23 protein-coding genes and 1 pseudogene are annotated in these 20,085 nt (G+C 70.8%); 13 read left to right on the top strand and 11 right to left on the bottom strand.

Features of this window, described 5'->3' with window-relative positions:
• The first annotated feature begins 10 nt into the window (after positions 1 to 10).
• Positions 11 to 949: an amino acid ABC transporter permease gene (locus KWI83_RS16670; protein ID WP_218515140.1), complete on the top strand. Its 939-nt coding sequence runs from the start codon at positions 11 to 13 to the stop codon at positions 947 to 949.
• A gap of 116 nt (positions 950 to 1,065) precedes the next feature.
• Entirely contained in the window at positions 1,066 to 1,818 is a 753-nt protein-coding gene (locus KWI83_RS16665; RefSeq protein ID WP_218515280.1) for an amino acid ABC transporter ATP-binding protein, read from the top strand.
• A 61-nt stretch (positions 1,819 to 1,879) separates the two neighbouring features.
• Here the strand turns inward: KWI83_RS16665 and KWI83_RS16660 are convergent, their stop codons facing one another.
• Positions 1,880 to 2,638: a class I SAM-dependent methyltransferase gene (locus KWI83_RS16660; protein ID WP_218515139.1), complete on the bottom strand. Its 759-nt coding sequence runs from the start codon at positions 2,636 to 2,638 to the stop codon at positions 1,880 to 1,882.
• A 101-nt stretch (positions 2,639 to 2,739) separates the two neighbouring features.
• On the opposite strand from KWI83_RS16660, the gene KWI83_RS16655 reads away from it, so the two are divergent.
• The gene (locus KWI83_RS16655; RefSeq protein ID WP_218515138.1) at positions 2,740 to 3,369 is read left to right on the top strand and encodes an ABATE domain-containing protein; all 630 of its coding nucleotides are present in this window, start codon (positions 2,740 to 2,742) and stop codon (positions 3,367 to 3,369) included.
• Here KWI83_RS16655 and sodX read toward each other — a convergent pair.
• Positions 3,273 to 3,707: a nickel-type superoxide dismutase maturation protease gene (gene sodX / locus KWI83_RS16650; protein WP_218515279.1), complete on the bottom strand. Its 435-nt coding sequence runs from the start codon at positions 3,705 to 3,707 to the stop codon at positions 3,273 to 3,275. The two genes, KWI83_RS16655 and sodX, sit on opposite strands and share 97 nt — an antisense overlap.
• 145 nt (positions 3,708 to 3,852) lie before the next feature.
• Between sodX and sodN the strand changes: the two genes are divergently transcribed.
• The gene (gene sodN / locus KWI83_RS16645) at positions 3,853 to 4,248 is read left to right on the top strand and encodes a superoxide dismutase, Ni (RefSeq protein WP_141312035.1); all 396 of its coding nucleotides are present in this window, start codon (positions 3,853 to 3,855) and stop codon (positions 4,246 to 4,248) included.
• Positions 4,249 to 4,383: 135 nt separating this feature from the next.
• A complete protein-coding gene (locus KWI83_RS16640) occupies positions 4,384 to 5,118 on the top strand; it encodes a VOC family protein (RefSeq protein WP_218515137.1) in 735 nt (244 codons plus the stop codon).
• On the opposite strand, the gene KWI83_RS16635 is transcribed toward KWI83_RS16640, so the two are convergent.
• The 5 genes and pseudogenes from KWI83_RS16635 to KWI83_RS16615 all read right to left on the bottom strand — a co-directional run bounded on the left by KWI83_RS16635 (position 5,105) and on the right by KWI83_RS16615 (position 7,986).
• Positions 5,105 to 5,305 (bottom strand): hypothetical protein, encoded by a 201-nt coding sequence (locus tag KWI83_RS16635; protein WP_256362426.1) that lies wholly within the window; start codon positions 5,303 to 5,305, stop codon positions 5,105 to 5,107. The two genes, KWI83_RS16640 and KWI83_RS16635, sit on opposite strands and share 14 nt — an antisense overlap.
• A gap of 92 nt (positions 5,306 to 5,397) precedes the next feature.
• Positions 5,398 to 6,624 (bottom strand): RNA polymerase sigma factor, encoded by a 1,227-nt coding sequence (locus KWI83_RS16630; RefSeq protein WP_218515136.1) that lies wholly within the window; start codon positions 6,622 to 6,624, stop codon positions 5,398 to 5,400.
• A gap of 8 nt (positions 6,625 to 6,632) precedes the next feature.
• Positions 6,633 to 7,049 (bottom strand): annotated as a pseudogene (locus KWI83_RS16625) (YciI family protein).
• A gap of 97 nt (positions 7,050 to 7,146) precedes the next feature.
• The gene (locus KWI83_RS16620) at positions 7,147 to 7,374 is read right to left on the bottom strand and encodes a hypothetical protein (RefSeq protein ID WP_218515294.1); all 228 of its coding nucleotides are present in this window, start codon (positions 7,372 to 7,374) and stop codon (positions 7,147 to 7,149) included.
• A 27-nt stretch (positions 7,375 to 7,401) separates the two neighbouring features.
• Positions 7,402 to 7,986 (bottom strand): dihydrofolate reductase family protein, encoded by a 585-nt coding sequence (locus KWI83_RS16615; protein ID WP_218515135.1) that lies wholly within the window; start codon positions 7,984 to 7,986, stop codon positions 7,402 to 7,404.
• A gap of 118 nt (positions 7,987 to 8,104) precedes the next feature.
• On the opposite strand from KWI83_RS16615, the gene KWI83_RS16610 reads away from it, so the two are divergent.
• Complete coding sequence (locus KWI83_RS16610; protein ID WP_218515134.1) at positions 8,105 to 8,695, top strand: TetR/AcrR family transcriptional regulator; 591 nt, start codon at positions 8,105 to 8,107, stop codon at positions 8,693 to 8,695.
• Between the two features lie 151 nt (positions 8,696 to 8,846).
• On the opposite strand, the gene KWI83_RS16605 is transcribed toward KWI83_RS16610, so the two are convergent.
• The gene (locus tag KWI83_RS16605; protein ID WP_218515133.1) at positions 8,847 to 10,061 is read right to left on the bottom strand and encodes a family 2 encapsulin nanocompartment cargo protein polyprenyl transferase; all 1,215 of its coding nucleotides are present in this window, start codon (positions 10,059 to 10,061) and stop codon (positions 8,847 to 8,849) included.
• 118 nt (positions 10,062 to 10,179) lie between these two features.
• A complete protein-coding gene (locus KWI83_RS16600) occupies positions 10,180 to 11,586 on the bottom strand; it encodes a family 2B encapsulin nanocompartment shell protein (RefSeq protein ID WP_218515132.1) in 1,407 nt (468 codons plus the stop codon).
• A 292-nt stretch (positions 11,587 to 11,878) separates the two neighbouring features.
• Here KWI83_RS16600 and KWI83_RS16595 point away from each other — a divergent pair, with 292 nt between their 5' ends.
• Both KWI83_RS16595 and KWI83_RS16590 read left to right on the top strand, forming a co-directional pair.
• Positions 11,879 to 12,469, top strand: coding sequence for an N-acetylmuramoyl-L-alanine amidase (locus KWI83_RS16595; RefSeq protein ID WP_218515131.1), 591 nt, complete (start codon positions 11,879 to 11,881; stop codon positions 12,467 to 12,469).
• A 21-nt stretch (positions 12,470 to 12,490) separates the two neighbouring features.
• Complete coding sequence (locus KWI83_RS16590) at positions 12,491 to 13,393, top strand: 1-aminocyclopropane-1-carboxylate deaminase/D-cysteine desulfhydrase (RefSeq protein WP_218515130.1); 903 nt, start codon at positions 12,491 to 12,493, stop codon at positions 13,391 to 13,393.
• A 72-nt stretch (positions 13,394 to 13,465) separates the two neighbouring features.
• On the opposite strand, the gene KWI83_RS16585 is transcribed toward KWI83_RS16590, so the two are convergent.
• Positions 13,466 to 15,061 (bottom strand): Na+/H+ antiporter, encoded by a 1,596-nt coding sequence (locus KWI83_RS16585; protein ID WP_218515129.1) that lies wholly within the window; start codon positions 15,059 to 15,061, stop codon positions 13,466 to 13,468.
• A 61-nt stretch (positions 15,062 to 15,122) separates the two neighbouring features.
• Between KWI83_RS16585 and KWI83_RS16580 the strand changes: the two genes are divergently transcribed.
• The 3 genes from KWI83_RS16580 (at position 15,123) to KWI83_RS16570 (ending at position 17,262) form a co-directional block, all read left to right on the top strand.
• Positions 15,123 to 15,383 (top strand): UBP-type zinc finger domain-containing protein, encoded by a 261-nt coding sequence (locus KWI83_RS16580; protein ID WP_218515128.1) that lies wholly within the window; start codon positions 15,123 to 15,125, stop codon positions 15,381 to 15,383.
• Positions 15,384 to 15,643: 260 nt separating this feature from the next.
• Complete coding sequence (locus KWI83_RS16575) at positions 15,644 to 16,057, top strand: anti-sigma factor (RefSeq protein WP_015657891.1); 414 nt, start codon at positions 15,644 to 15,646, stop codon at positions 16,055 to 16,057.
• Positions 16,054 to 17,262, top strand: a complete 1,209-nt coding sequence (locus KWI83_RS16570) for an RNA polymerase sigma factor SigF (RefSeq protein ID WP_218515127.1) — start codon at positions 16,054 to 16,056, stop codon at positions 17,260 to 17,262. The genes KWI83_RS16575 and KWI83_RS16570 overlap by 4 nt, the downstream gene beginning before the upstream one ends.
• A 559-nt stretch (positions 17,263 to 17,821) precedes the next feature.
• Here KWI83_RS16570 and KWI83_RS16565 read toward each other — a convergent pair.
• A complete protein-coding gene (locus KWI83_RS16565) occupies positions 17,822 to 18,274 on the bottom strand; it encodes a hypothetical protein (protein WP_218515126.1) in 453 nt (150 codons plus the stop codon).
• 157 nt (positions 18,275 to 18,431) lie between these two features.
• Between KWI83_RS16565 and KWI83_RS16560 the strand changes: the two genes are divergently transcribed.
• Complete coding sequence (locus KWI83_RS16560) at positions 18,432 to 19,400, top strand: diacylglycerol kinase family protein (protein WP_218515125.1); 969 nt, start codon at positions 18,432 to 18,434, stop codon at positions 19,398 to 19,400.
• Between the two features lie 322 nt (positions 19,401 to 19,722).
• Complete coding sequence (locus tag KWI83_RS16555; RefSeq protein ID WP_003992873.1) at positions 19,723 to 19,980, top strand: WhiB family transcriptional regulator; 258 nt, start codon at positions 19,723 to 19,725, stop codon at positions 19,978 to 19,980.
• The last annotated feature ends 105 nt before the right edge of the window (positions 19,981 to 20,085 follow it).

Genomic DNA, 20,085 nt, shown 5'->3' with positions numbered 1-20,085 from the left:
GGCAACACCCGTGACTGTTGACATCGACAAGACGGCGGGTCCGGCCGGCACGCCCCCGGCCGGACCGGAGGCCATCAAGGCCATCCCGGTCCGGCACTACGGGCGGTATGTCTCCGCCGTCGTCGCGCTCGCCCTGCTGGGCGGCGTCATCTACGCGTTCTCCCAGGGCAGGATCAACTGGGGCGCGATCCCGGACTACTTCTTCAACGACCGCATCCTCGGCGGTGTGGGCAACACGCTCCTGCTGACCGTGCTGTCCATGCTGATCGGCATCGTCGGCGGCATCGTGCTGGCGGTGATGCGCCTGTCGCGGAACCCGGTGACCTCGTCGATCGCGTGGTTCTACATCTGGTTCTTCCGCGGCACCCCGGTCCTGGTCCAGCTCATCGTCTGGTTCAACCTGGGCCTGGTCTTCGAGTACATCAACCTCGGGCCGGTCTACCGGGACGAGTGGTCCGACTTCATGACCCCGTTCCTGACCGCGCTGCTCGGCCTCGGCCTGAACGAGGCCGCGTACATGGCGGAGATCTGCCGCGCCGGTCTGCTCGCGGTCGACGAGGGCCAGACCGAGGCGGCCCACGCGCTGGGCATGAGCCACGCCAAGACGCTGCGCCGGATCGTCATCCCGCAGGCGATGCGCGTGATCGTGCCGCCGACGGGCAACGAGGTCATCAACATGCTGAAGACGACCTCGCTGGTGTCGGTCGTCCAGTACTCCGAGTTGCTCCGCGTCGCCCAGGACATCGGCCAGATCTCCGGCGCCCCGGCCGAGATGCTGTTCCTCGCCGCCGCCTGGTACCTGCTGCTGACCTCGGTCTTCAGCGTCGGCCAGTACTACCTTGAGAGGTACTACGCCCGCGGTTCGAGCCGCTCGCTGCCGCCGACGCCGCTCCAGAAGATCAAGGCCAACATGTTGTCCCTCGGCCGCCCGAAGGGAGGCATGGCATGACCGAGAAGATCGAGAAGACGGACGAGACCGAGAAGACGGACGAGACCACGACGACGGACGAGACCACGACGACGGACACCACGGCGGACACCCCGGTGAAGCACACCACCGTCCCCATGGTCAAGGCGGAGGGCGTCCACAAGTCCTTCGGCCACGTCGAGGTCCTCAAGGGCATCGACCTGGAGGTGAAGACCGGCGAGGTCTTCTGCCTGATCGGCCCCTCCGGCTCCGGCAAGTCGACCTTCCTGCGGTGCATCAACCACCTGGAGAAGATCAACGCCGGGCGGCTGTACGTCGACGGCGAGCTGGTCGGCTACCGCCAGAAGGGCGACAAGCTGTACGAGCTGAAGGACAGCGAGGTCGCGCTGAAGCGGCGGGACATCGGGATGGTCTTCCAGCGCTTCAACCTGTTCCCGCACATGACGGCGCTGGAGAACGTCATCGAGGCCCCGGTCCAGGTCAAGGGCACCAGCAGGGCCCAGGCCAGGGAGCGGGCGATGCAGCTCCTGGAGCGCGTCGGCCTCGCCGACAAGGCCGGGAACTACCCCTCGCAGCTCTCCGGCGGCCAGCAGCAGCGCGTCGCCATCGCCCGGGCCCTCGCCATGGACCCGAAGCTGATGCTGTTCGACGAGCCGACCTCGGCCCTCGACCCGGAGCTGGTCGGTGACGTCCTCGACGTCATGCGTGACCTCGCCGAGTCCGGCATGACCATGATCGTCGTCACCCACGAGATGGGCTTCGCCCGCGAGGTCGGCGACAGCCTGGTCTTCATGGACGGCGGCGTGGTGGTCGAGTCCGGCAACCCGCGGGACGTCCTGACCAACCCGCAGCACGAGCGGACGCAGGCGTTCCTGTCGAAGGTGCTGTAAGCAGCAAGACAAGAAGGGGCGGTACGGGATCCCCGTACCGCCCCTTCTGCCGTCCCCGGGTCTACTTCAACGCCAGCAACAGCGTGTCCGACGGTGAGCACCACACCGGCCGGGCCTCCGCGAAGCCCTGCTCGCGCAGTACGCGCGCGTGCCACGCCGCCGACGGCATGTCTCCGTCCGCGTGGTCGCCGTAGATCTCGAACCGGCGGGCGGTGGGCTCGGCGAGGACGGGGTCCTTGGCGGCGAGCTGCCACCAGTCGGCCCAGTCCAGGGCGCCGTCCTTCTGCGCCCGGTCCATGCGCGCGTGCCGCAGGGTGCGCTCGGCGGCGTTGATGCGGGGGGTGGTGTCGTCGACCATGTGGTCGGCGTTCATGAAGACGCCACCGTGCCGGACGAGCCCGGCGATCCGGCCGTACAGCGCCTGAAGGGGTTCGGCGTGGAACCAGTGCAGGGCGGTGGCGGTCAGGACGGCGTCGTACGTCTCGTGGGGCAGCCGCGCGGGCCAGTCGGGGTCCTTCAGGTCGGCCTCGACGAGGGTGACGCGCTCGTCGCCGTCGAAGGTGCCGTGGGCGATGGTGAGCAGGGCGGGGTCGAGGTCGATGCCGGTGCTGGTGGCGTCGGGGAAGCGGGCGAGCAGGCGGGCGGTGATCGTGCCGGTGCCACAGGCGAGGTCCAGCACCCGCGGCGCGGTGCCGACGAAGGCCTCGACCATGTCGAGCATGACCCGGAAGCGCTCCTCGCGGTCCGGCATGTACCACTCCTGCTGCCGGTCCCAGCTCTCCTGCCAGGCGTTCCAGTCGGTGCCGATGCTCGTGGTCATGGCAAACCCCCTCTTGACTCACCCGCGTAATACCCTGGAAGCACGATCAGCTGTTACGTGACCGCAGACACGACCATAGAGCCCCTCCGTAAGGACTACAAGTGGAACTGGCCTATTACTCGGACTATGCCGTACGACTCGTCAACAGCGAGGAGCCGGCCCGGGGCAAGGACGCGCTGACCTCGGTCGAGGCCGTCCGGGAGCTGTTCGGCGGCAACGCGTCGGCGGCCCGCCGCGCCACCGACGCGGACGTGACGCGGTTCCGCTCGGTCCGGGCCCGGCTGCGCGCGGTCTTCGAGGCGGCCGACAGCGGCGACGAGACCCTGGCCGTGGACCTGCTGAACTCACTGCTGCTGGAGTTCCCGGTGAGCCCCCAGATCTCCGGCCACGACTTCCGCGACGACGACGGCCGCCCCCTGTGGCACATGCACCTCGCGGACCACCCCTCCAACGCGACCGCGGGCTACGCGGCCATCGCGGCGATGGGCCTGGCCTTCCACCTCACCGAGTACGGCGTGGACCGCCTGGGCCTGTGCGAGGCGGCCCCGTGCCGCAACGCCTACCTCGACACGTCCACCAACCGCTCCCGGCGCTACTGCTCCGACCGCTGCGCCACCCGCGCCAACGTGGCCGCCTACCGGGCCCGCAAACGCCTGGAGGCCGACCGGTCGGAGAAGACGGGCCTGGCCGCCGACAGTGCCCAGCGCACCAGCGCCAGCGGCGAGCGCTGATCGGGCCGACGCGGCCGGTAGCGGAACCGGACCCGGCCCAGGATCAGCTCGTCGGGCACGACCCCGTAGTCGGTGCTGTCCCCGCCGGCGTACGCGTTGTCGCCGAGCACCCACCAGCCGCCCTCACGGCGCTCGGCCACCCGCTTGACGACGAGCAGGTCCTGCTGGAAGGGGTGACGCAAAACGACGACGTCCCCCGCCCTGATCCGGGCGCCGTAGCGCACCAGGAGCCGGTCCCCGTGGTACAGCGTCGGCACCATGGACGGCCCGGTCACCTCGGCCAGTCCGAAGGGCGGGACGCCCCTTTCGCGCTCGGTCTCCTGCGACAGCTCCGGCATCCCCGGCACCTCCCCGGTTCGATCCTCCACCAGTCTCAGTCTCACCCGGGACTTTTGTCCTAAGCCCATGGGGGCACTCGCGAAATCCAGTCGCTCAGGGAGTAATGTCCCCCCTGAGAAGACGATCACGAGGAAGGAATGCTTCATGCTTTCCCGCCTGTTTGCCCCCAAGGTCAAGGTCAGCGCGCACTGCGACCTGCCCTGCGGTGTGTACGACCCGGCCCAGGCCCGCATCGAGGCGGAGTCGGTGAAGGCCATCCAGGAGAAGATGGCCGGCAACGACGACCCGCACTTCCAGGCTCGTGCCACCACCATCAAGGAGCAGCGCGCCGAGCTGGCCAAGCACCACGTCTCGGTGCTCTGGAGCGACTACTTCAAGCCCCCGCACTTCGAGAAGTACCCGGAGCTGCACCAGCTGGTCAACGACACCCTCAAGGCCCTCTCGGCCGCCAAGGCGTCCACCGACCCGGCCACCGGTCAGAAGGCTCTGGACTACATCGCCCAGATCGACAAGATCTTCTGGGAGACCAAGAAGGCCTGATGCCTCGCACATGACCGGCGGTTGGTGCACCACCGCCCGTCAGGGGCAGGTGAAGGGGCCCGGCCGGACTGCCGGCCGGGTCCCTTCGGCGTTCGCGCTCCTTGCGGCTCCGGCTCGCCGCCTACGATCACCGCCATGACGATCCACTGGACGTACGCCTTCATCGACCGCCCCGCCGAACTCCTGCCGACCGCCGAGGAGTTCTGGACCGCCGTCACGGACACCCGGCTCTCCGCGCGCCGGGGGGAGTTCATCACCCTGGTCCCGGGCGCGGGGACGGACCCGTGCGTGAAGGTCCAGGGCGTCGACTCCGGCCCCGGCGGCGCGCATCTCGACTTCGCCGTCGACGACGTCGGTGAGTTCACCGCGTCGGCGATGCGGGCGGGGGCCGAGGTGGTCGCCGAGCACGAGGGGTGGGCCGTACTGCGCTCGCCCGCGGGCCAGCTGTTCTGTGCCGTGCCGTGGCACGGGGAGTCGGTGCGGCCGCCCGTCGTGCGGGGCAGCAGGCTCGATCAGGTGTGCGTCGACGTCCCGCCTTCGTCGTACGACGCCGAGGTCGCGTTCTGGAGTGAGGTGCTCGTCGGCTGGGCGTCCGTGCCGGGCTCTCTTCCGGAGTTCCATGTGGTCAGGCCGCCCGCCGGGCTCCCGGTGCGGGTGCTGCTCCAGCGCCTCGGCGCCGAACAGCCCCTCTCCGCCCATCTCGACCTCGCCTGCGCGGACATCGCGGCGACCCGCGCCGCACACGAGCGGCTCGGGGCCACGTTCGTCGCCGTCGGCGGCCACTGGACGGTGATGCGCGACCCGGCGGGCGGCACGTACTGCCTGACCGGCCGGGACCCGGAGACGGGCGGGCTGCCTAGTCGTTCGTGACGATGCAGGCGTAGGCGAAGATGCCGTCTTCGGTGGGCAGGGGCGTCGGCGGGGGGCATGCGGTGTCCCGGTCCTGGTGAAGCATCGGCGTCGGGCTCGACTCCTCCCAGCGGTACGGCCCCGGCGGCTCGGCCGACTCCTGCAGCCACAGCGTCAGCACACCCCCACGGCCACGGTCACGGCCCACACCAGCACGGCCCACCGCCACACCCCACGGCGCCTGCCCCCGGCCTCCGTCATCACGCCAACCCTCCCCGCGATCATGGCACTTGGGCCACGCTAACGCCTCAGCCGCGCCGCCCGCGCCTGCAGGTACCGCTGCTCCGGCAGGCTCTGTGTCTTTCCGGCCGCCGACTCGTAGGCGGCGCGGGCCGCCTCGTGCTCCCCCGTCCGCTCCAGCAAATGGCCCCGCACCGCGTCCAGGCGGTGGCCGGTGCCCAGGTCGCCCGCCAGCGCGTCCAGTTCGGCCAGGCCGGCGCGCGGGCCGCGGACCATGGCGACGGCGACGGCCCGGTTGAGGCGCTCGACGGGACCCGGGACCAGGCGGACGAGGATGTCGTACAGGCCGAGGATCTCCCGCCAGTCAGTCGCCTGCGCCGACGGGGCCTCGTCGTGCACGGCGGCGATGGCGGCCCGCAGCTGGTACGGGCCCGGGCGCCCGCCGGACAGCGCCCGGGTGACCAGGGCGACGCCCTCCTCGATCGCCGCCCGGTCCCAGCGGGCCCGGTCCTGTTCGTCGAGCGGGATCAACTCGCCGTGCGGCCCCGTGCGCGCGTCGCGGCGGGCGTCGGTGAGCAGCATCAGCGCCAGCAGACCGGCCACCTCGCCGTCGTCGGGGAGCAGCCGGTGGACCGTCCGGGTGAGCCGGATCGCCTCGCCGGCCAGTTCACGGCGCTGGAGGGTGGCGCCGGAGGTGGCCGTGTAGCCCTCGTTGAAGATCAGGTAGAGGGTGTGCAGGACGGCGGGCAGCCGCTCCGCCCAGTTGTCCGGGCGGCCGAAGCGCACGCCCCGCACCTTCTTCTTGGCGCGGCTGATCCTCTGCGCCATGGTGGGCTCGGGGACCAGGTACGCGCGGGCGATCTCCGCCGTCGTCAGACCGCCGACCGCGCGCAGGGTGAGGGCGATCTGGGCGGGCGGGGTGAGGTCGGGGTGGCAGCACAGGAAGAGGAGCGTGAGGGTGTCGTCCTCGCGCGGCGCCCGGTCTGTCCCGGGCTCCGGTGCCGTGAACGCGTCGCGCGGGATGAGCGCCGCCGCCCGCTCCTCCCGCTGCCGCCGCGCCGCCTCACTGCGCAGCGCGTCGGTCAACCGCCGCGCCGCAACCTTGATCAGCCAGCCCCGCGGATTGTCCGGGACCCCGGCCGAGGGCCACTGCCCGGCCGCCGCGAGCAGTGCCTCCTGTACGGCGTCCTCGGCGGCGTCGAAGTGGCCGTACCGCCGTACCAGCGCGCCGAGGACCTGCGGCGCATGGCGGCGCAGCAGGTCCTCGACCTCGTCGGTGGGGTGCATCGGTGCGTTCAGCAGATGTCGCCGGCGCCCTCCATGATGGGCCGGATCACCACCGGGTACTCCGGGGCGCCCGCGGGCTACGGACAGCGGGCCACCCGCTCGGCGATCTCCGTGACCCACTCCAGGCTCGCGCAGTCCAGCACCCAGTAGCCGGCCAGCAGTTCCTTGGTCTCGCCGTACGGGCCGTCGGTGATCACCGGCTTGCCGTCCGCGTCCAGGCTGACCAGCCGGGTCCTGGCGGGCTCGGCCAGCCCCTGCCCGTCGACGAGCTCACCGCTCTCGGCGAGGTCGTCGTTGATCGCGTTCATGTACGCGTACATGGCCTGCAGGTCCTGCTCGCTCCAGGCCGGCGAGTGCTCGGACGCGTTGCCCCGCATCGCCTCGTAGTCCGCCTGCGTGCCCTGCACCATGACCAGGTACTTCATCGTCGTCTCCTTGTGTTGGGGCCGCCCGGCGTGGGCGGCTCTCACAGGGGACGTCGGAGCCGACCGGGGATTCTCGACACGCGGTGGGAGGTTTTTCTCAGGACTTCTTCGCCACGGTTCCGGTTTCGGTCTGCTTCGTGGTGGCGGGCGTCGCCGGCCGCCGCTGCTCGGACTCGGCACCTTCCGCGGCGTACGCCTCGCACTGGGGATTCCGGCACGGTCCTGCCACCCATACCGGGACCCACGCGCCCAGCGTCTTGTGGCGCCGGACGACCGTATCGACGGGCTGTCCGCATGCGGGACAGACATGTTCTGCGCTGTCCATGCCCCCAAGCGTAGGGCGGACGACGGCTCAGCGCTTCCTGCTGTACGTCCTCACGACGGCACCGTTGCCGAACGTGCGCACCGACTCCAGGGTGAACTCGCCGACCGCGAAGCCGGAGCGGAACATCGGCATGCCGCTGCCCAGCACGATCGGGTACGACTTGATGACGAGTTCGTCGATCTCGTCGATCAGCTCGCCCGCGAGCCGGGACCCGCCGCAGAGGTACACGTCGAACGCGCTGTCCTCGGCCTTCAGCTCACGGACCCTGCCGACCAGATCCTCGGCGATGATCTCGACCTCGGGGTCGGGCGACTCCCTCAGGGTGCGCGACGCGACGTACTGGCGCATATGGGCGTACGGGCTGGTAACGCCGTCCTTCAGCGCCAGGTCGTAGCTGGCGCGGCCCTGGATGATCGTGTCGAACCGCTTGTTCGGCAGGTCCTCGATGCCGAGCGGGCGCCTGCCGTGGGTGGGCATGGTCTCCGGGTGCTCCGCCTTGAGGAACTCGAAGAACTCCGCGTCCATGAAGCGGAGCATGGCCGACGCGTCGCCGTCCGGGTCCCCGATGAAGCCGTCGATGGAACAGGCGATGAAGTAGGTGAGCTTTCGCAAGTCGGTCTCTTTTCGTAGGCTGTTGGCCGCCGCTGCAACAACTCCAGTTGTAGTACTTCGACTGTAGTGGTCGCAAGACAAATTTCCGGGACCGGGAAAGTGGGAGAGGGGATTCCGCATGGCCAGCAACCCTGAGCGCCGGGCCGCGCTCGTCGACGCCGGGGTCGAGGTGCTCGCCCGTGAGGGAGCGCGGGGGCTGACCTTCCGCGCGGTGGACGCGGCGGCCGGGGTGCCGGTGGGTACCGCCTCCAACTACTTCAGCGGGCGCGACGACCTGCTCCGTCAGATCGACGCCCGTGTGCACGCTCGGCTCGCACCGGACCCCGCGGTGATCGCCGGACTGATGACCCGGCCGAAGGACCGCTCGCTGGTCACAGCCTTCATGCACGACCTGATGGGGCGCGCGACCCGCGACCGCACGGGATATTTGGCCCTGCTGGAGCTGCGCCTGGAGGCCACGCGCCGCCCCGAACTGCGCGCCTCCTACACACGGTCGGTGCGCGCCGATCTGGAGGAAGGCATCGAGTTCCACCGCACCGCCGGACTGCCCGGCGGCGACGAGACCGTCACCGTGCTCTACCTCGCGATGCTCGGGCTGATCCTTGAGCACCTGACGCTGCCGGACGTCCTGGACGGCGTGCTGCCCGGGGTGGATGTGCCGGAGGGGCTCGTGGAGCGGATCGTGGCCACCGTACTGCCGGAGGCATGAGCGCGGCGGGCGGCGTCAGCGCGTAACGGCGGGTCCCGCACACCGTGGGGATGTGCGGGACCCGCCGGAGCCGGAACCGGCCGAGGGCGTACGGGGTCAGGAACCGTACGCCCCGCCGGTCCCGGGGTCTCCTCGCGGCGCGCGCCCGCGCTCAGGTGCTGCGGCGCGTCACGAACTCGGCGAGCGCGAGCAGCCCGCCCGCCGCCTCCGGGTCGGGAATCGCGCGGGACAGCTCCTGCATCGCCCGCGCCATCCGCTCGGACGCCTGGGCCTGCGCCCAGCCCCGTCCGCCGGCCCGCTCCACGGCCTGCACCGTGGGCTCCAGGTCACCGCCGTCGTACGGCACCTGGTACAGCTCGGCGAGTTCGACGGCGGCCGGTGTCCCGGAGGCCAGGGCGGCGACCACCGGCAGGGACTTCTTGCGGGCCGCCAGGTCGGCTCCGGCCGGCTTGCCGGTGCGGGTGGGGTCGCCCCATATGCCGATGACGTCGTCGATGAGCTGGAAGGCGAGCCCGGCCTCCCGGCCGAACGCGTCCAGCGCCTCGACATCGGCCGCGGCCGCCCCGGCATACAGCGCCCCGAGGGCGCACGCGCACCCGAGCAGCGCCCCGGTCTTGGCCTCGGCCATGGCGAGCACCTCGGCGAGGGTGACCTCCAAGGGGCCGCGGCGCTCCATCGCCGTGTCGACCTGCTGGCCCTCGCACAGTTCGACGACACAGGCCGCGAGCCGGGCGGCGGCGGCCGCGGACGCCGGGTGCGGGTCCTCCGCGAGCAGCCGCAGGGCGAGCGCCTGGAGGGCGTCCCCGGCGAGGATCGCGTCGGTGTCGCCGAACACCGTCCACGCGGTGGGCCGGTGCCGGCGGGTGGTGTCCCGGTCCATCACGTCGTCGTGCAGCAGTGTGAAGTTGTGCACCAGCTCCACCGCGGCGGCCGCCCGTACGGCACTCGCCTGCGCCCGGGGGCCGCCGAGCGCGGCGGCCGCGGCGAGGACGAGCGCCGGCCGGATCGCCTTGCCCCCGTTGCCGGTCGCCGAGGTGCCGTCGGCGTGCTCCCAGCCGAAGTGGTAGCGCGCGATCCGGCGCATCGAACCGGGCAGCGAGTCGACCGCCGAGCGGAGCCCGGGGTCCACCATCGCCCGTGCCCGCTCCAGGATCACGGCCGCCTCGGGGCCGTCGAGCGGCCCCGGCCCGCTGTCCGTCTGGGTCGCGATGGAACTCCGCCTTTCGGACGCCCCGGCCGCACGCCGCTCGGGCTGTGCCGGGGACTGGGTGGCCGAGGGCTCGGTCGCCAGGGAGAGGGTGGTCAGGGCATGGGGTGTGGGGTGGGGCCTGGGCTGGGTCGTCGACTCGGTCACGGACTCGGTCATGGGATCGAGGTTCCCCCTCGGAGAGTCTGTGGACAGTGGCGCTTCCGCTCCGGCCGGGCGCATACCCCGAGGTGTACCCGCCCTGACGGGCGGGGACACAGCACACGGACCGGGAAGGTCACCGCCAGCGGCCGATCTCGACGTTCTCCAGCACGCCGAGCGCGTCCGGCACCAGGACCGCCGCCGAGTAGTAGGCCGTCACGAGGTACTTGATGATGGCCTGTTCGTTGATGCCCATGAACCGCACCGACAGGCTGGGCTCGATCTCGTCCGGGATGCCGGACTGGCGCAGACCGATCACGCCCTGGTCCGCCTCGCCGAGACGCATGGCGATGATGGAGCTGGTCCGGGCCTCGGTGACCGGGATCTTGTTGCACGGGTAGATCGGGACACCGCGCCAGGTCGGGATGCGGTTTCCGGCGACGTCGATCGTCTCCGGCACCAGACCCCGCTTGTTGAGCTCACGGCCGAACGCGGCGATCGCCCGCGGGTGGGCCAGGAACATCTTGGTGCCGCGCCGACGACTGAGCAGCTCGTCCATGTCGTCCGGGCCGGGCACACCGTCGTGCGGCTGGATCCGCTGGTCGTACTCGCAGTTGTGCAGCAGGCCGAACTCACGGTTGTTGATCAGCTCGTGTTCCTGGCGTTCCTTCAGCGCCTCGACCGTGAGCCGGAGTTGCTGCTCGGTCTGGTTCATCGGCTGGTTGTACAGGTCGGCCACGCGCGTGTGGATGCGCAGCACGGTCTGGGCGATGCTCAGTTCGTACTCGCGGGGCCGCGCCTCGTAGTCCACGAAGGTGTGCGGGATGTCCGGCTCGCCCTCGTGGCCGGCCGCGAGGTCGATCTCCTTCTCGCCGTACTTGTTGGTGCGCTGCCGCGGAATGGACCGCCGCTGCTCCAGGTGCTCGCGCAGCGAGTCCGCGCGCTCGGCGAGTTGCTCGACGTCCTGGCGGGTCAGGACGAGGACCGTGCAGGGGGTGATCGCGCGGGCCGTGTACTCCCAGATGGCGTCCGGGTCGAGCAGCGCCTGCTCGCCCAGGTACGCCCCGTCGGCGAGCACGCCGAGGCTCTCGTCGTCGCCGTACGGACCGGGGCCGATCTTCTCCACCCTGCCGTGTGCCAGCAGGTACACCTCGTCGGTCTGGTTGCCGAAGTCGGCGATCACCTCCCCCGCGGCGATCTCGCGCTGCTCGCAGCGCCGGGCGAGCTCGGTCAGCACCTCCTCGTCCTCGTACGACCGCAGCGCCGGCAGTTCGCCCAGCTCCGCGGGGATGACCTCGACACGGTCGCCGGTCTTCACGAAGGTGATGCGTCCGTCGCCCACGGCGAAACTGAGCCGCCGGTTCACTCGATACGTGCCGCCCTGCACGTCCACCCACGGCAGCATGCGCAGCAGCCAGCGCGAGCTGATCTCCTGCATCTGGGGTACGGACTTGGTCGTGGTGGCCAGGTTCCGCGCAGCCGCCGTGCCGAGGCTCTGCTGCGGCCTGGTCTGCTCCGTGCGGACCTCTTCGCCTACCGACATAAGGAATTGCCCTCCCGGTCATGCCCTGGCAGCGGTTTCGCCGGGCATCGATCTCCGCGAGAAAGCCTTCCATCGCAGACCGTGTTCGTGCTATTACCCGAAAGAGCGGGAATGGATCAAGTCCCGCTGGGCACACATGGGTTCCGCTTCGAGCCGGATACGCCCGGCCCCCTGACCGAATCGGCTCGCTCGCTGTACGAACGAGTGATTCCGGTCCTGCGCGCTTCGGTAGAAGCAGCGTGTACGAGGCGGCCGCGGTGGGCGGTCGTCGCGCTGCACGAAGGAGGCACACATGGCCTCACCCCTGTCCGCGAACCGTTTCCTCGCCTGCCTGCGGGACGAAGGCCTCACCGTCGTCGAGGTGGGCGACTGGAGAGAACACAACCGCAACCACGTGGGCCCGTGGGGCCCCGTGCACGGCGTGATGATCCACCACACCGTGACCCGGGGCAGCGCGTACACCGTGAGGCTCTGCCGGAACGGCTACGAGGGCCTGCCCGGCCCGCTGTGCCACGGCGTCATCACCAAGGACGGCAGGGTCCACCTCGTCGGCTACGGCCGCGCCAACCACGCGGGACTCGGCGACGACGACGTCCTGCGCGCGGTCATCGCGGAGAAGGCGCTGCCGCCGGACAACGAGAAGAACACCGACGGCAACCGGCACTTCTACGGCTTCGAGTGCGAGAACCTCGGCGACGGCGAGGACCCCTGGCCAGAAGCCCAGCTGGAGTCCATCGAGCGGGCGGCCGCCGCGGTGTGCCGGCAGCACGGCTGGACGCACCGGTCGGTCATCGGCCACCTGGAGTGGCAGCCGGGGAAGGTGGACCCGCGCGGGTTCACGATGGACGCGATGCGCCGGCGGATCGCCGAGCGACTGAAGTAGCCCGCGCGCGACAATGGCCGGGTGACCAGCCCCGACGCCCTCGCGCCCCTGCGCCCGCGGCTCCCCTCCCCGGTGCGGGAAGTGCACGACGACCGCTTCGCGCGGCGCGGCGTACGGCTCCTCCTCAAGCGAGACGACCTGATCCACCCCGACCTGGTCGGCAACAAGTGGCGCAAGCTCGCGCCCAGCCTCACCGCGGCGCACGGCCGCACGATCCTCACCTTCGGCGGCGCGTACTCCAACCATCTGCGCGCCACCGCCGCCGCGGGCCGCCTCCTCGGTCTCGCCACCGTCGGCGTGGTCCGCGGCCAGGAGCTCGCCGAGCGGCCCCTCAACCCCTCCCTCGCCCGGTGCGCGGCCGACGGCATGCGCCTGCACTTCATCGACAGATCGACATATCGCCGCAAGACCGAGCCGGACACCCTCGCCGCCCTGCTGCGCACGGTCGGCGCCGAGGACGCGTACGTGATCCCCGAGGGCGGCAGCAACTCCCCGGCCGTACGTGGCTGCCGGGCGCTCGGCGAGGAACTGCGCGGGCAGGCGGACGTCGTCGCGATCGCCTGCGGAACGGGCGGCACCCTGGCGGGACTGGCGGCGGGGCTGGGCCCGGGGCAGCGCGCGCTCGGCATACCGGTCCTCAAGGGCGGCTTCCTGACCACCGGCATACGGCGCCTCCAGGACGCCGCCTTCGGCGGCCCGCGCGGCGAGTGGCACCTCGACGACCGCTTCCACTTCGGCGGCTACGCCCGCACCACCCCGGAACTGGACTCCTTCGCCGCGGACTTCGAGGACCGGCACGGGCTGCCCGTCGAGCGTCTGTATGTCGCCAAAATGCTGTACGGACTTGTGGCGCTGGCCGAGGAGGGCGCCTTCGCGCGCGGGAGCACGATCGCGGCTGTCGTCACCGGCCGCCCCTTCCCGTGAACCCGCTCGTCCCCTTCCGTGAACCCGCTCGTCCCCTTCCGTGAACCCGCTCGTCCCTTTCCGTGGACCCGCTCATGTCGCCTCCCGATACGCCGCCGCCTCCTCCAGGTCCAGTCGGCGCAGCAGCGTCCGCAGCATCTCGTCGTCGATATAGCGACCGTCGCGCAGCTTCACGAACACCTCGCGCTCGGCGCTGATCACCTCCCGGGCGAGGCGGCGGTAGGTGTCGTCGGCGGTCTCACCGGTGATGGGGTTGGGCTGGCCGAGGCGTTCCCAGACGGCGTTGCGGCGGCGCTCCAGCACCGCGCGCAGCCGGACGGCGAGCGGCTCGGGCAGGGCGTTGCGCTCGTCGGCGAGGAGTTCGCCGAGGCGCTGCTCGGCGACGCGGGACGCCTGCGCCTGGGCGTTGGCCTCGGCGAGCGTCGCGGCCTGGACGTCCCGGCCGGGCAGTTTGAGCAGCCGGATCAGCGGGGGCAGGGTGAGGCCCTGGACGACGAGGGTGCCGATGACCGTCGTGAAGGTCAGGAAGAGGATCAGGTTGCGGCCGGGGAAGGGCTCGCCGCCCTCCACGGTCCGCGGGATCGAGAAGGCGATGGCGAGCGAGACCACGCCCCGCATCCCGGCCCAGGAGACGATGAACGCGCCCTTCCAGGTGGGGTCCGCCTCCCGTTCCCGGATCCGCGTCGACAGCTTCCGGGGCAGGAAGGTCGACGGATACACCCATACGAACCGGGTCACGACGACCACCAGGAAGACGGCGAGCGCGTACCAGGCGGCCTCCAGACCCTCGTACTCCCCCAGTCCCTCAAGCACCACCGGCAGTTGGAGGCCGATCAGGGCGAACACCGACGACTCCAGGACGAAGGCGACCATCTTCCAGACCGCGCCCTCCTGGAGGCGGGTCGCGAAATCGACCTGCCACGCGCGGTGCCCGAGACAGAGGGCGACGACGACGACCGCGAGGACACCGGAGGCGTGCACCTCCTCCGCGACGGCGTAGGCGACGAACGGGATCAGCAGGGAGAGGGTGTTCTGGAGGAGGGGCTCCTTGAGGTGGGTGCGCAGCCAGTGGATCGGCACCATGAGGACGAGTCCGACGCCGATGCCGCCGATCGCCGCGATCAGGAACTCGCCGATTCCGCCGGCCCAGGTGGCGCCCTCGCCGACGGCGGCCGCGAGGGCGACGCGGTAGGCGGTGATCGCGGTGGCGTCGTTCACCAGGGACTCGCCCTGCAGGATCGTGGTGATCCGGGACGGCAGTCCGACCCGGCGGGCGATCGCGGTGGCCGCGACCGCGTCCGGCGGCGCCACCACCGCGCCGAGCACCAGCGCCGCGGTCAGCGGCAGTCCCGGGACGATCACATGGGCGGCCCAGCCGACGACGCAGGTCGCGAAGAGGACGTACCCGACCGACAGCAGCGCGACCGGCCGCAGTTGCGCCCGCAGGTCGAGGTAGGAGCTGTCGGTGGCCGCGGTGTGCAGCAGCGGCGGCAGGATCAGCGGCAGCACGATGTGCGGGTCCAGGTGGTAGTCCGGGACTCCGGGCACGTACGACGCCGCGAGGCCGACCGCGACCAGCAGCAGGGGCGCCGGTACGGGGGTGCGCCGGCCGGCCGCCGCGATCGCGGCGCTGCCTGCCACCAGCATCAGCAGTGGCATCACGTCCATGGTTCTCGCCCGCCTCGTTTTTCCGCGCGGCCTTCCGCACACCCGACGTAACCTGGCAATCATGAAACAGTGCACGCACGCCGACGCTCTGCCGCACCCGGAACCCGGTGCCCTGAGCGACACCTGCCCCGGGTGCCTGGCCGAGGGCTCGCATCCGGTGCAGCTGCGGCTGTGCCTCAGCTGCGGTCATGTCGGCTGCTGCGACTCCTCACCGGGCCGGCACGCGACGGAGCATTTCAAGGAGTCCGGTCATCCGGTGATGAGAACGTTCGAACCGGGGGAGAATTGGCGATGGTGCTTCGTGGACCACGTGCTCGTGTGACCGGCTCGTGACCTCCCGGCCGGACGGTTCGAGCGTCTGACGTGTGGGTACGTCAATCCGGCGCGCGCTCATCCCAATTGGGGGCGCCCACCCTCTAGCCACTGTGCGTATTCATGTGTTTACTATGAGTGACAGCAAGGGGTTGGGGTCCCAGGGACAGGTAGGTTCCGAGCGCGGTAGCGTCACCGCTGAACACACATCGCGTTACCCCGAGGGGCGACCCTCGGCCCCGTAGAGCTTGTACCACCTTGGAGGTGAGGGTGTCCCAGATCGCAGGCGAGCCCGCGACCCAGGACTTCGTGGAAGTCCGGCTGCCGGCCGCGGGTGCCTACCTGTCGGTGCTGCGGACGGCCACGGCCGGCCTCGCGGCCCGTTTGGACTTCACCCTCGACGAGATCGAGGACCTGCGCATCGCGGTGGACGAGGCCTGCGCGATCCTGCTCCAGCAGGCCGTGCCCGGCTCGGTGCTCAGCTGTGTCTTCCGGCTCGTCGACGACTCGTTGGAGGTCACCGTCTCGGCGCCCACGACCGACGGTCACGCCCCTTCGCGGGACACCTTCGCCTGGACCGTGCTGTCCGCCCTCGCGGGCAAGGTCTCCTCCGCCGTGGACGACGACAAAACCGTTTCGATCAGCCTCTACAAACAGCGCGGCGCGGGACCCGGGCCGGCGTGAGGAACGGGGACGGGCCGGTGCGGGACGAAGAGCGCGGCACACAGGAGCTGCCGACGGGGGTGCCCGGAGGCGCCCTCGGCTCAAGCGGAGCCGAAAGCTTGGGGGACGATCCGAGCGGTGCCCGTCGCATGACGGACGGCATCGACGGCATCCCCGAGCAGGCCCGGCCGCACCCGGAGGACGACTCCGACTCGACGGAGGCCGGCTTCCTGGACGACGGGCAGCGGGATCAGGAGGGTGCCGTGCAGAGTGCGCCTCTGGAGCGGCGGATCGGGGTGTCCCCTGCCCGAGCAGAGACGAGGGCTCGGGGAAGGGCGACGGGCGGGACGATGAGCGAGCACGAGCGATACGCGGAGCAGGACGTGCAGGACGTGCCCGACGCGCAGCACGACGCGCCTGACACGCCTGACACGGCGGTCGCGCGCGGCGCACAGCCCACGCAGCACGACCCGCAGGATCGCAGCGGTGCGCGCGCCCTGTTCGTGCAGCTGCGCCAGCTGAGGGAGGGCAGCCCGGAGTACGCGGAGCTGCGCAACCAGCTGGTCAGGATGCACCTGCCGCTCGTCGAGCACCTCGCGCGCCGCTTCCGCAACCGCGGTGAGCCGCTGGACGACCTCACCCAGGTCGCCACCATCGGCCTGATCAAGTCGGTCGACCGCTTCGACCCGGACCGCGGCGTCGAGTTCTCGACGTACGCGACCCCGACGGTCGTCGGCGAGATCAAGCGGCACTTCCGCGACAAGGGCTGGGCGGTGCGTGTGCCGCGCCGGCTCCAGGAGCTGCGTCTGTCGCTGACCACGGCGACCGCGGAGCTGTCGCAGTTGCACGGCCGCTCCCCCACGGTCCACGAGCTCGCCGAGAAACTGGCGATCTCGGAGGAGGAGGTCCTGGAGGGCCTGGAGTCCGCCAACGCGTACTCCACGCTGTCCCTGGACGTTCCCGACACCGACGACGAGTCCCCGGCCGTCGCCGACACCCTCGGCGCGGAGGACGAGGCGCTGGAGGGCGTGGAGTACCGCGAGTCGCTCAAGCCGCTCCTGGAGGATCTCCCGCCGCGCGAGAAGCGGATCCTGCTGTTGCGCTTCTTCGGCAACATGACCCAGTCGCAGATCGCACAGGAGGTCGGCATCTCGCAGATGCATGTGTCCAGGCTCCTCGCGCGGACGCTGGCCCAGCTGCGGGAGAAACTGCTGGTGGAGGAGTAGCCCGACGGCGCGGGGAATCGCCGCCCACACGGACGGCGTGCCCCCGGCCCCCACCGAGAGGCCGCCCGCGGGCAGACGACGCGAGCCCGCCTGCACGGCGCGGCGCCGCTCGCAGGGGTCGGCGTGAGCCCGGTTAACGTGGGGATCCGCGTGACTTCGACTGCCCGACAAGGCACCGCCCCCGAGGATCGGCGTGAGCCCGACTGCCTGGGCATCGGCGTCACCCCGACAGCCCGGCAAGACGCCGCCCCCGGGGATCGGCCTCGCCCCGACCACGTGGCGAGGCACGCCCGCGCACGACAGCGTGAGACCAGCTGCGCAGCAAGACCGCCGCTCGCAGGGATCAGCGCGAGCCCGCCACATGGCGAAGCACCGCCCACGCGGAACAACGTAAGACCGGTTACGCGGAAAGGCACCGCCCCCGAGGATCGGCGCGAGCCCCGCCACATGGCGAAGCACCGCCCGTGCACGACAGCGTGAGACCGGTTCCGTGGCGAGGTGTCGCCGGGGTGAGCGGCGTGCCCCCGGGTATGTAGAGAAGGCGTCGCGCCCGTCCTGGCTACTTCTCCGCGTTGCCGGGTCCCTGGATTCCGAGGGCGCGGGTTGTCTCGGGGTTGAGCAGCAGGACCAGGGACGCCACCGCGACGGCCGCCAGCGCGATGCCGCCGGGGATGGCCATGCTGTCGGCCTGGAGCAGGTTGTAGGCCACGGGCAGCGAGATGATGTGCGTGATGACGGCCGGGCCGCGGCTCCAGCTGCGTCGGCCGAGCAGCCCGCGCGCGGCGAGGAGCGGCAGCAGCGCGAGCACGATGAGCGTGATGCCCCCGGTCACCGCCTGCTGCCGGTCGTCCGGGTGCCCGATCAGTCCGAGTACGAGGATCCAGACGCCGCCGACCACCAGCGCGAGCCCCTCCAGCGCGGTCAGCGCCGCCGCCGCGGTCAGCCGGACGGGACGGGGGCCGGCCTCTGCGGCGGCCTCGGAATCGGGGGTGGGGTTCTGCTGAGAGCTCACCCCTGAAGGGTAGCCCTCGGGTGCCCGGCGCATCCGAAGGCCCCGGGGCACACCCTCCGCACGGATCCGCACGCCGTGTCCGGGCTCACGCCTCGATCTCCCGCCGACCCCCGGTCCGGCCTGTGCCCGGTACCACCCAGTAGGTACCCTGCCAGTCATGCGTGCACTTCTCGTGGTCAATCCGGCGGCAACCACCACAAGCGCACGTACGCGCGATGTCCTGATTCATGCGCTAGCCAGCGAGATGAAGCTGGAGGCGGTCACCACCGAGTACCGCGGGCACGCGCGCGACCTGGGCCGGCAGGCCGCGGACAGCGACGACATCGACCTGGTGGTCGCCCTCGGCGGCGACGGCACGGTCAACGAGGTCGTCAACGGCCTCCTGCACGACGGCCCCGCCCCCGGCCACCTGCCCCGCCTCGCCGTGGTCCCCGGCGGTTCCACCAATGTCTTCGCCCGCGCCCTCGGCCTGCCCAACGACGCCGTCGAGGCCACCGGCGCCCTACTGGACGCGCTGCGCGAAGGCAGCGAGCGGACCGTCGGACTCGGTCTGACCTCAGGCCCGAAGGGCACTGAGGACGAGGCGGTGCCGTCCCGCTGGTTCACCTTCAACGCGGGACTCGGATTCGACGCCGGCGTCGTGGGCCGGGTCGAGCAGCAGCGCGAGCGCGGCCGGAAGTCGACGCACGCGCTCTACGTCCGCCAGGTGCTGCGCCAGCTGCTGGGCGAGCCGAGCCGTCGGCAGGGCACGATCACCCTGGAACAGGCGGGCGAGGACCCGGTGACGGATCTGCTCCTGTGCATAGCGTCGAACACCGCCCCATGGACGTTTCTCGGCAACCGCCCGATGTACGCCTCGCCCAAGGCGTCGTTCGACACCGGACTCGATGTGTTCGGCCTCAGCCGGATGTCGACGGCCGCGGTTGCCCGGTATGGCACCCAGTTGCTCACTTCGTCCCCCGAGCGCGGACCCCGTGGCAAGCACGCCCTCTCCCTGCACGACCTGAGTGAGTTCACCTTGCATTCGAAGGTCCCGCTGCCCCTTCAGATGGACGGTGACCACCTCGGACTGCGTACCAGCGTGACGTTCACAGGCGTACGCCGTGCACTGCGTGTGATTGTGTGAGCAGAAGGGGCTAAAGTCCTTTCACTCGAACGTTTAGGCCAGGATCCACCCCATGGAAGTACGGCTGTGACCTAGTCGACACCGAGGAATCAAAAAAAACTTTCCGGAAGGGGTTGTATCCGTCGCCGAGGTTTGCGAGTCTCTACATGGCGATCGGGACGGCCCGCAACACCGGCCTCCACAGATCACCGGAACCCCTCTTCAAACCACAGGACCACGCCGGGGAAGACTCGGCGGTCGGCCCTTCACTTGTTGAGGGATTCGTGAAAGCGTTCACATTCACAAGCAAATCTTCACGTAATACCAAGGAGAGGTAGCAGCCATGGACTGGCGTCACAACGCCGTTTGCCGCGAGGAAGACCCCGAGCTCTTCTTCCCCATCGGCAACACCGGTCCTGCGCTGCTGCAGATCGAGGAAGCCAAGGCCGTCTGCCGTCGCTGCCCGGTGATTGAGCAGTGTCTGCAGTGGGCGCTTGAGTCCGGCCAGGACTCCGGCGTCTGGGGTGGTCTCAGCGAGGACGAGCGCCGCGCCATGAAGCGCCGCGCCGCCCGCAACCGGGCCCGTCAGGCCTCCGCCTGACACACCCACCCCGCTAGCCTGAGCTTGGCGGCGCGTACAGCGAGTACGCATCTCCCGCCCCCGAGCCGCAGCGCGCAGTACCCCGATGCGCACTGGCCCCGGACC

The organism is Streptomyces sp. TRM70350 (genome assembly GCF_019219825.1).
In the GTDB taxonomy this organism is placed as follows: Bacteria; Actinomycetota; Actinomycetes; order Streptomycetales; family Streptomycetaceae; genus Streptomyces.
The sequence above is the reverse complement of the archived record's forward strand: the minus strand, read 5'-3'. Positions and strand labels throughout refer to the sequence as shown.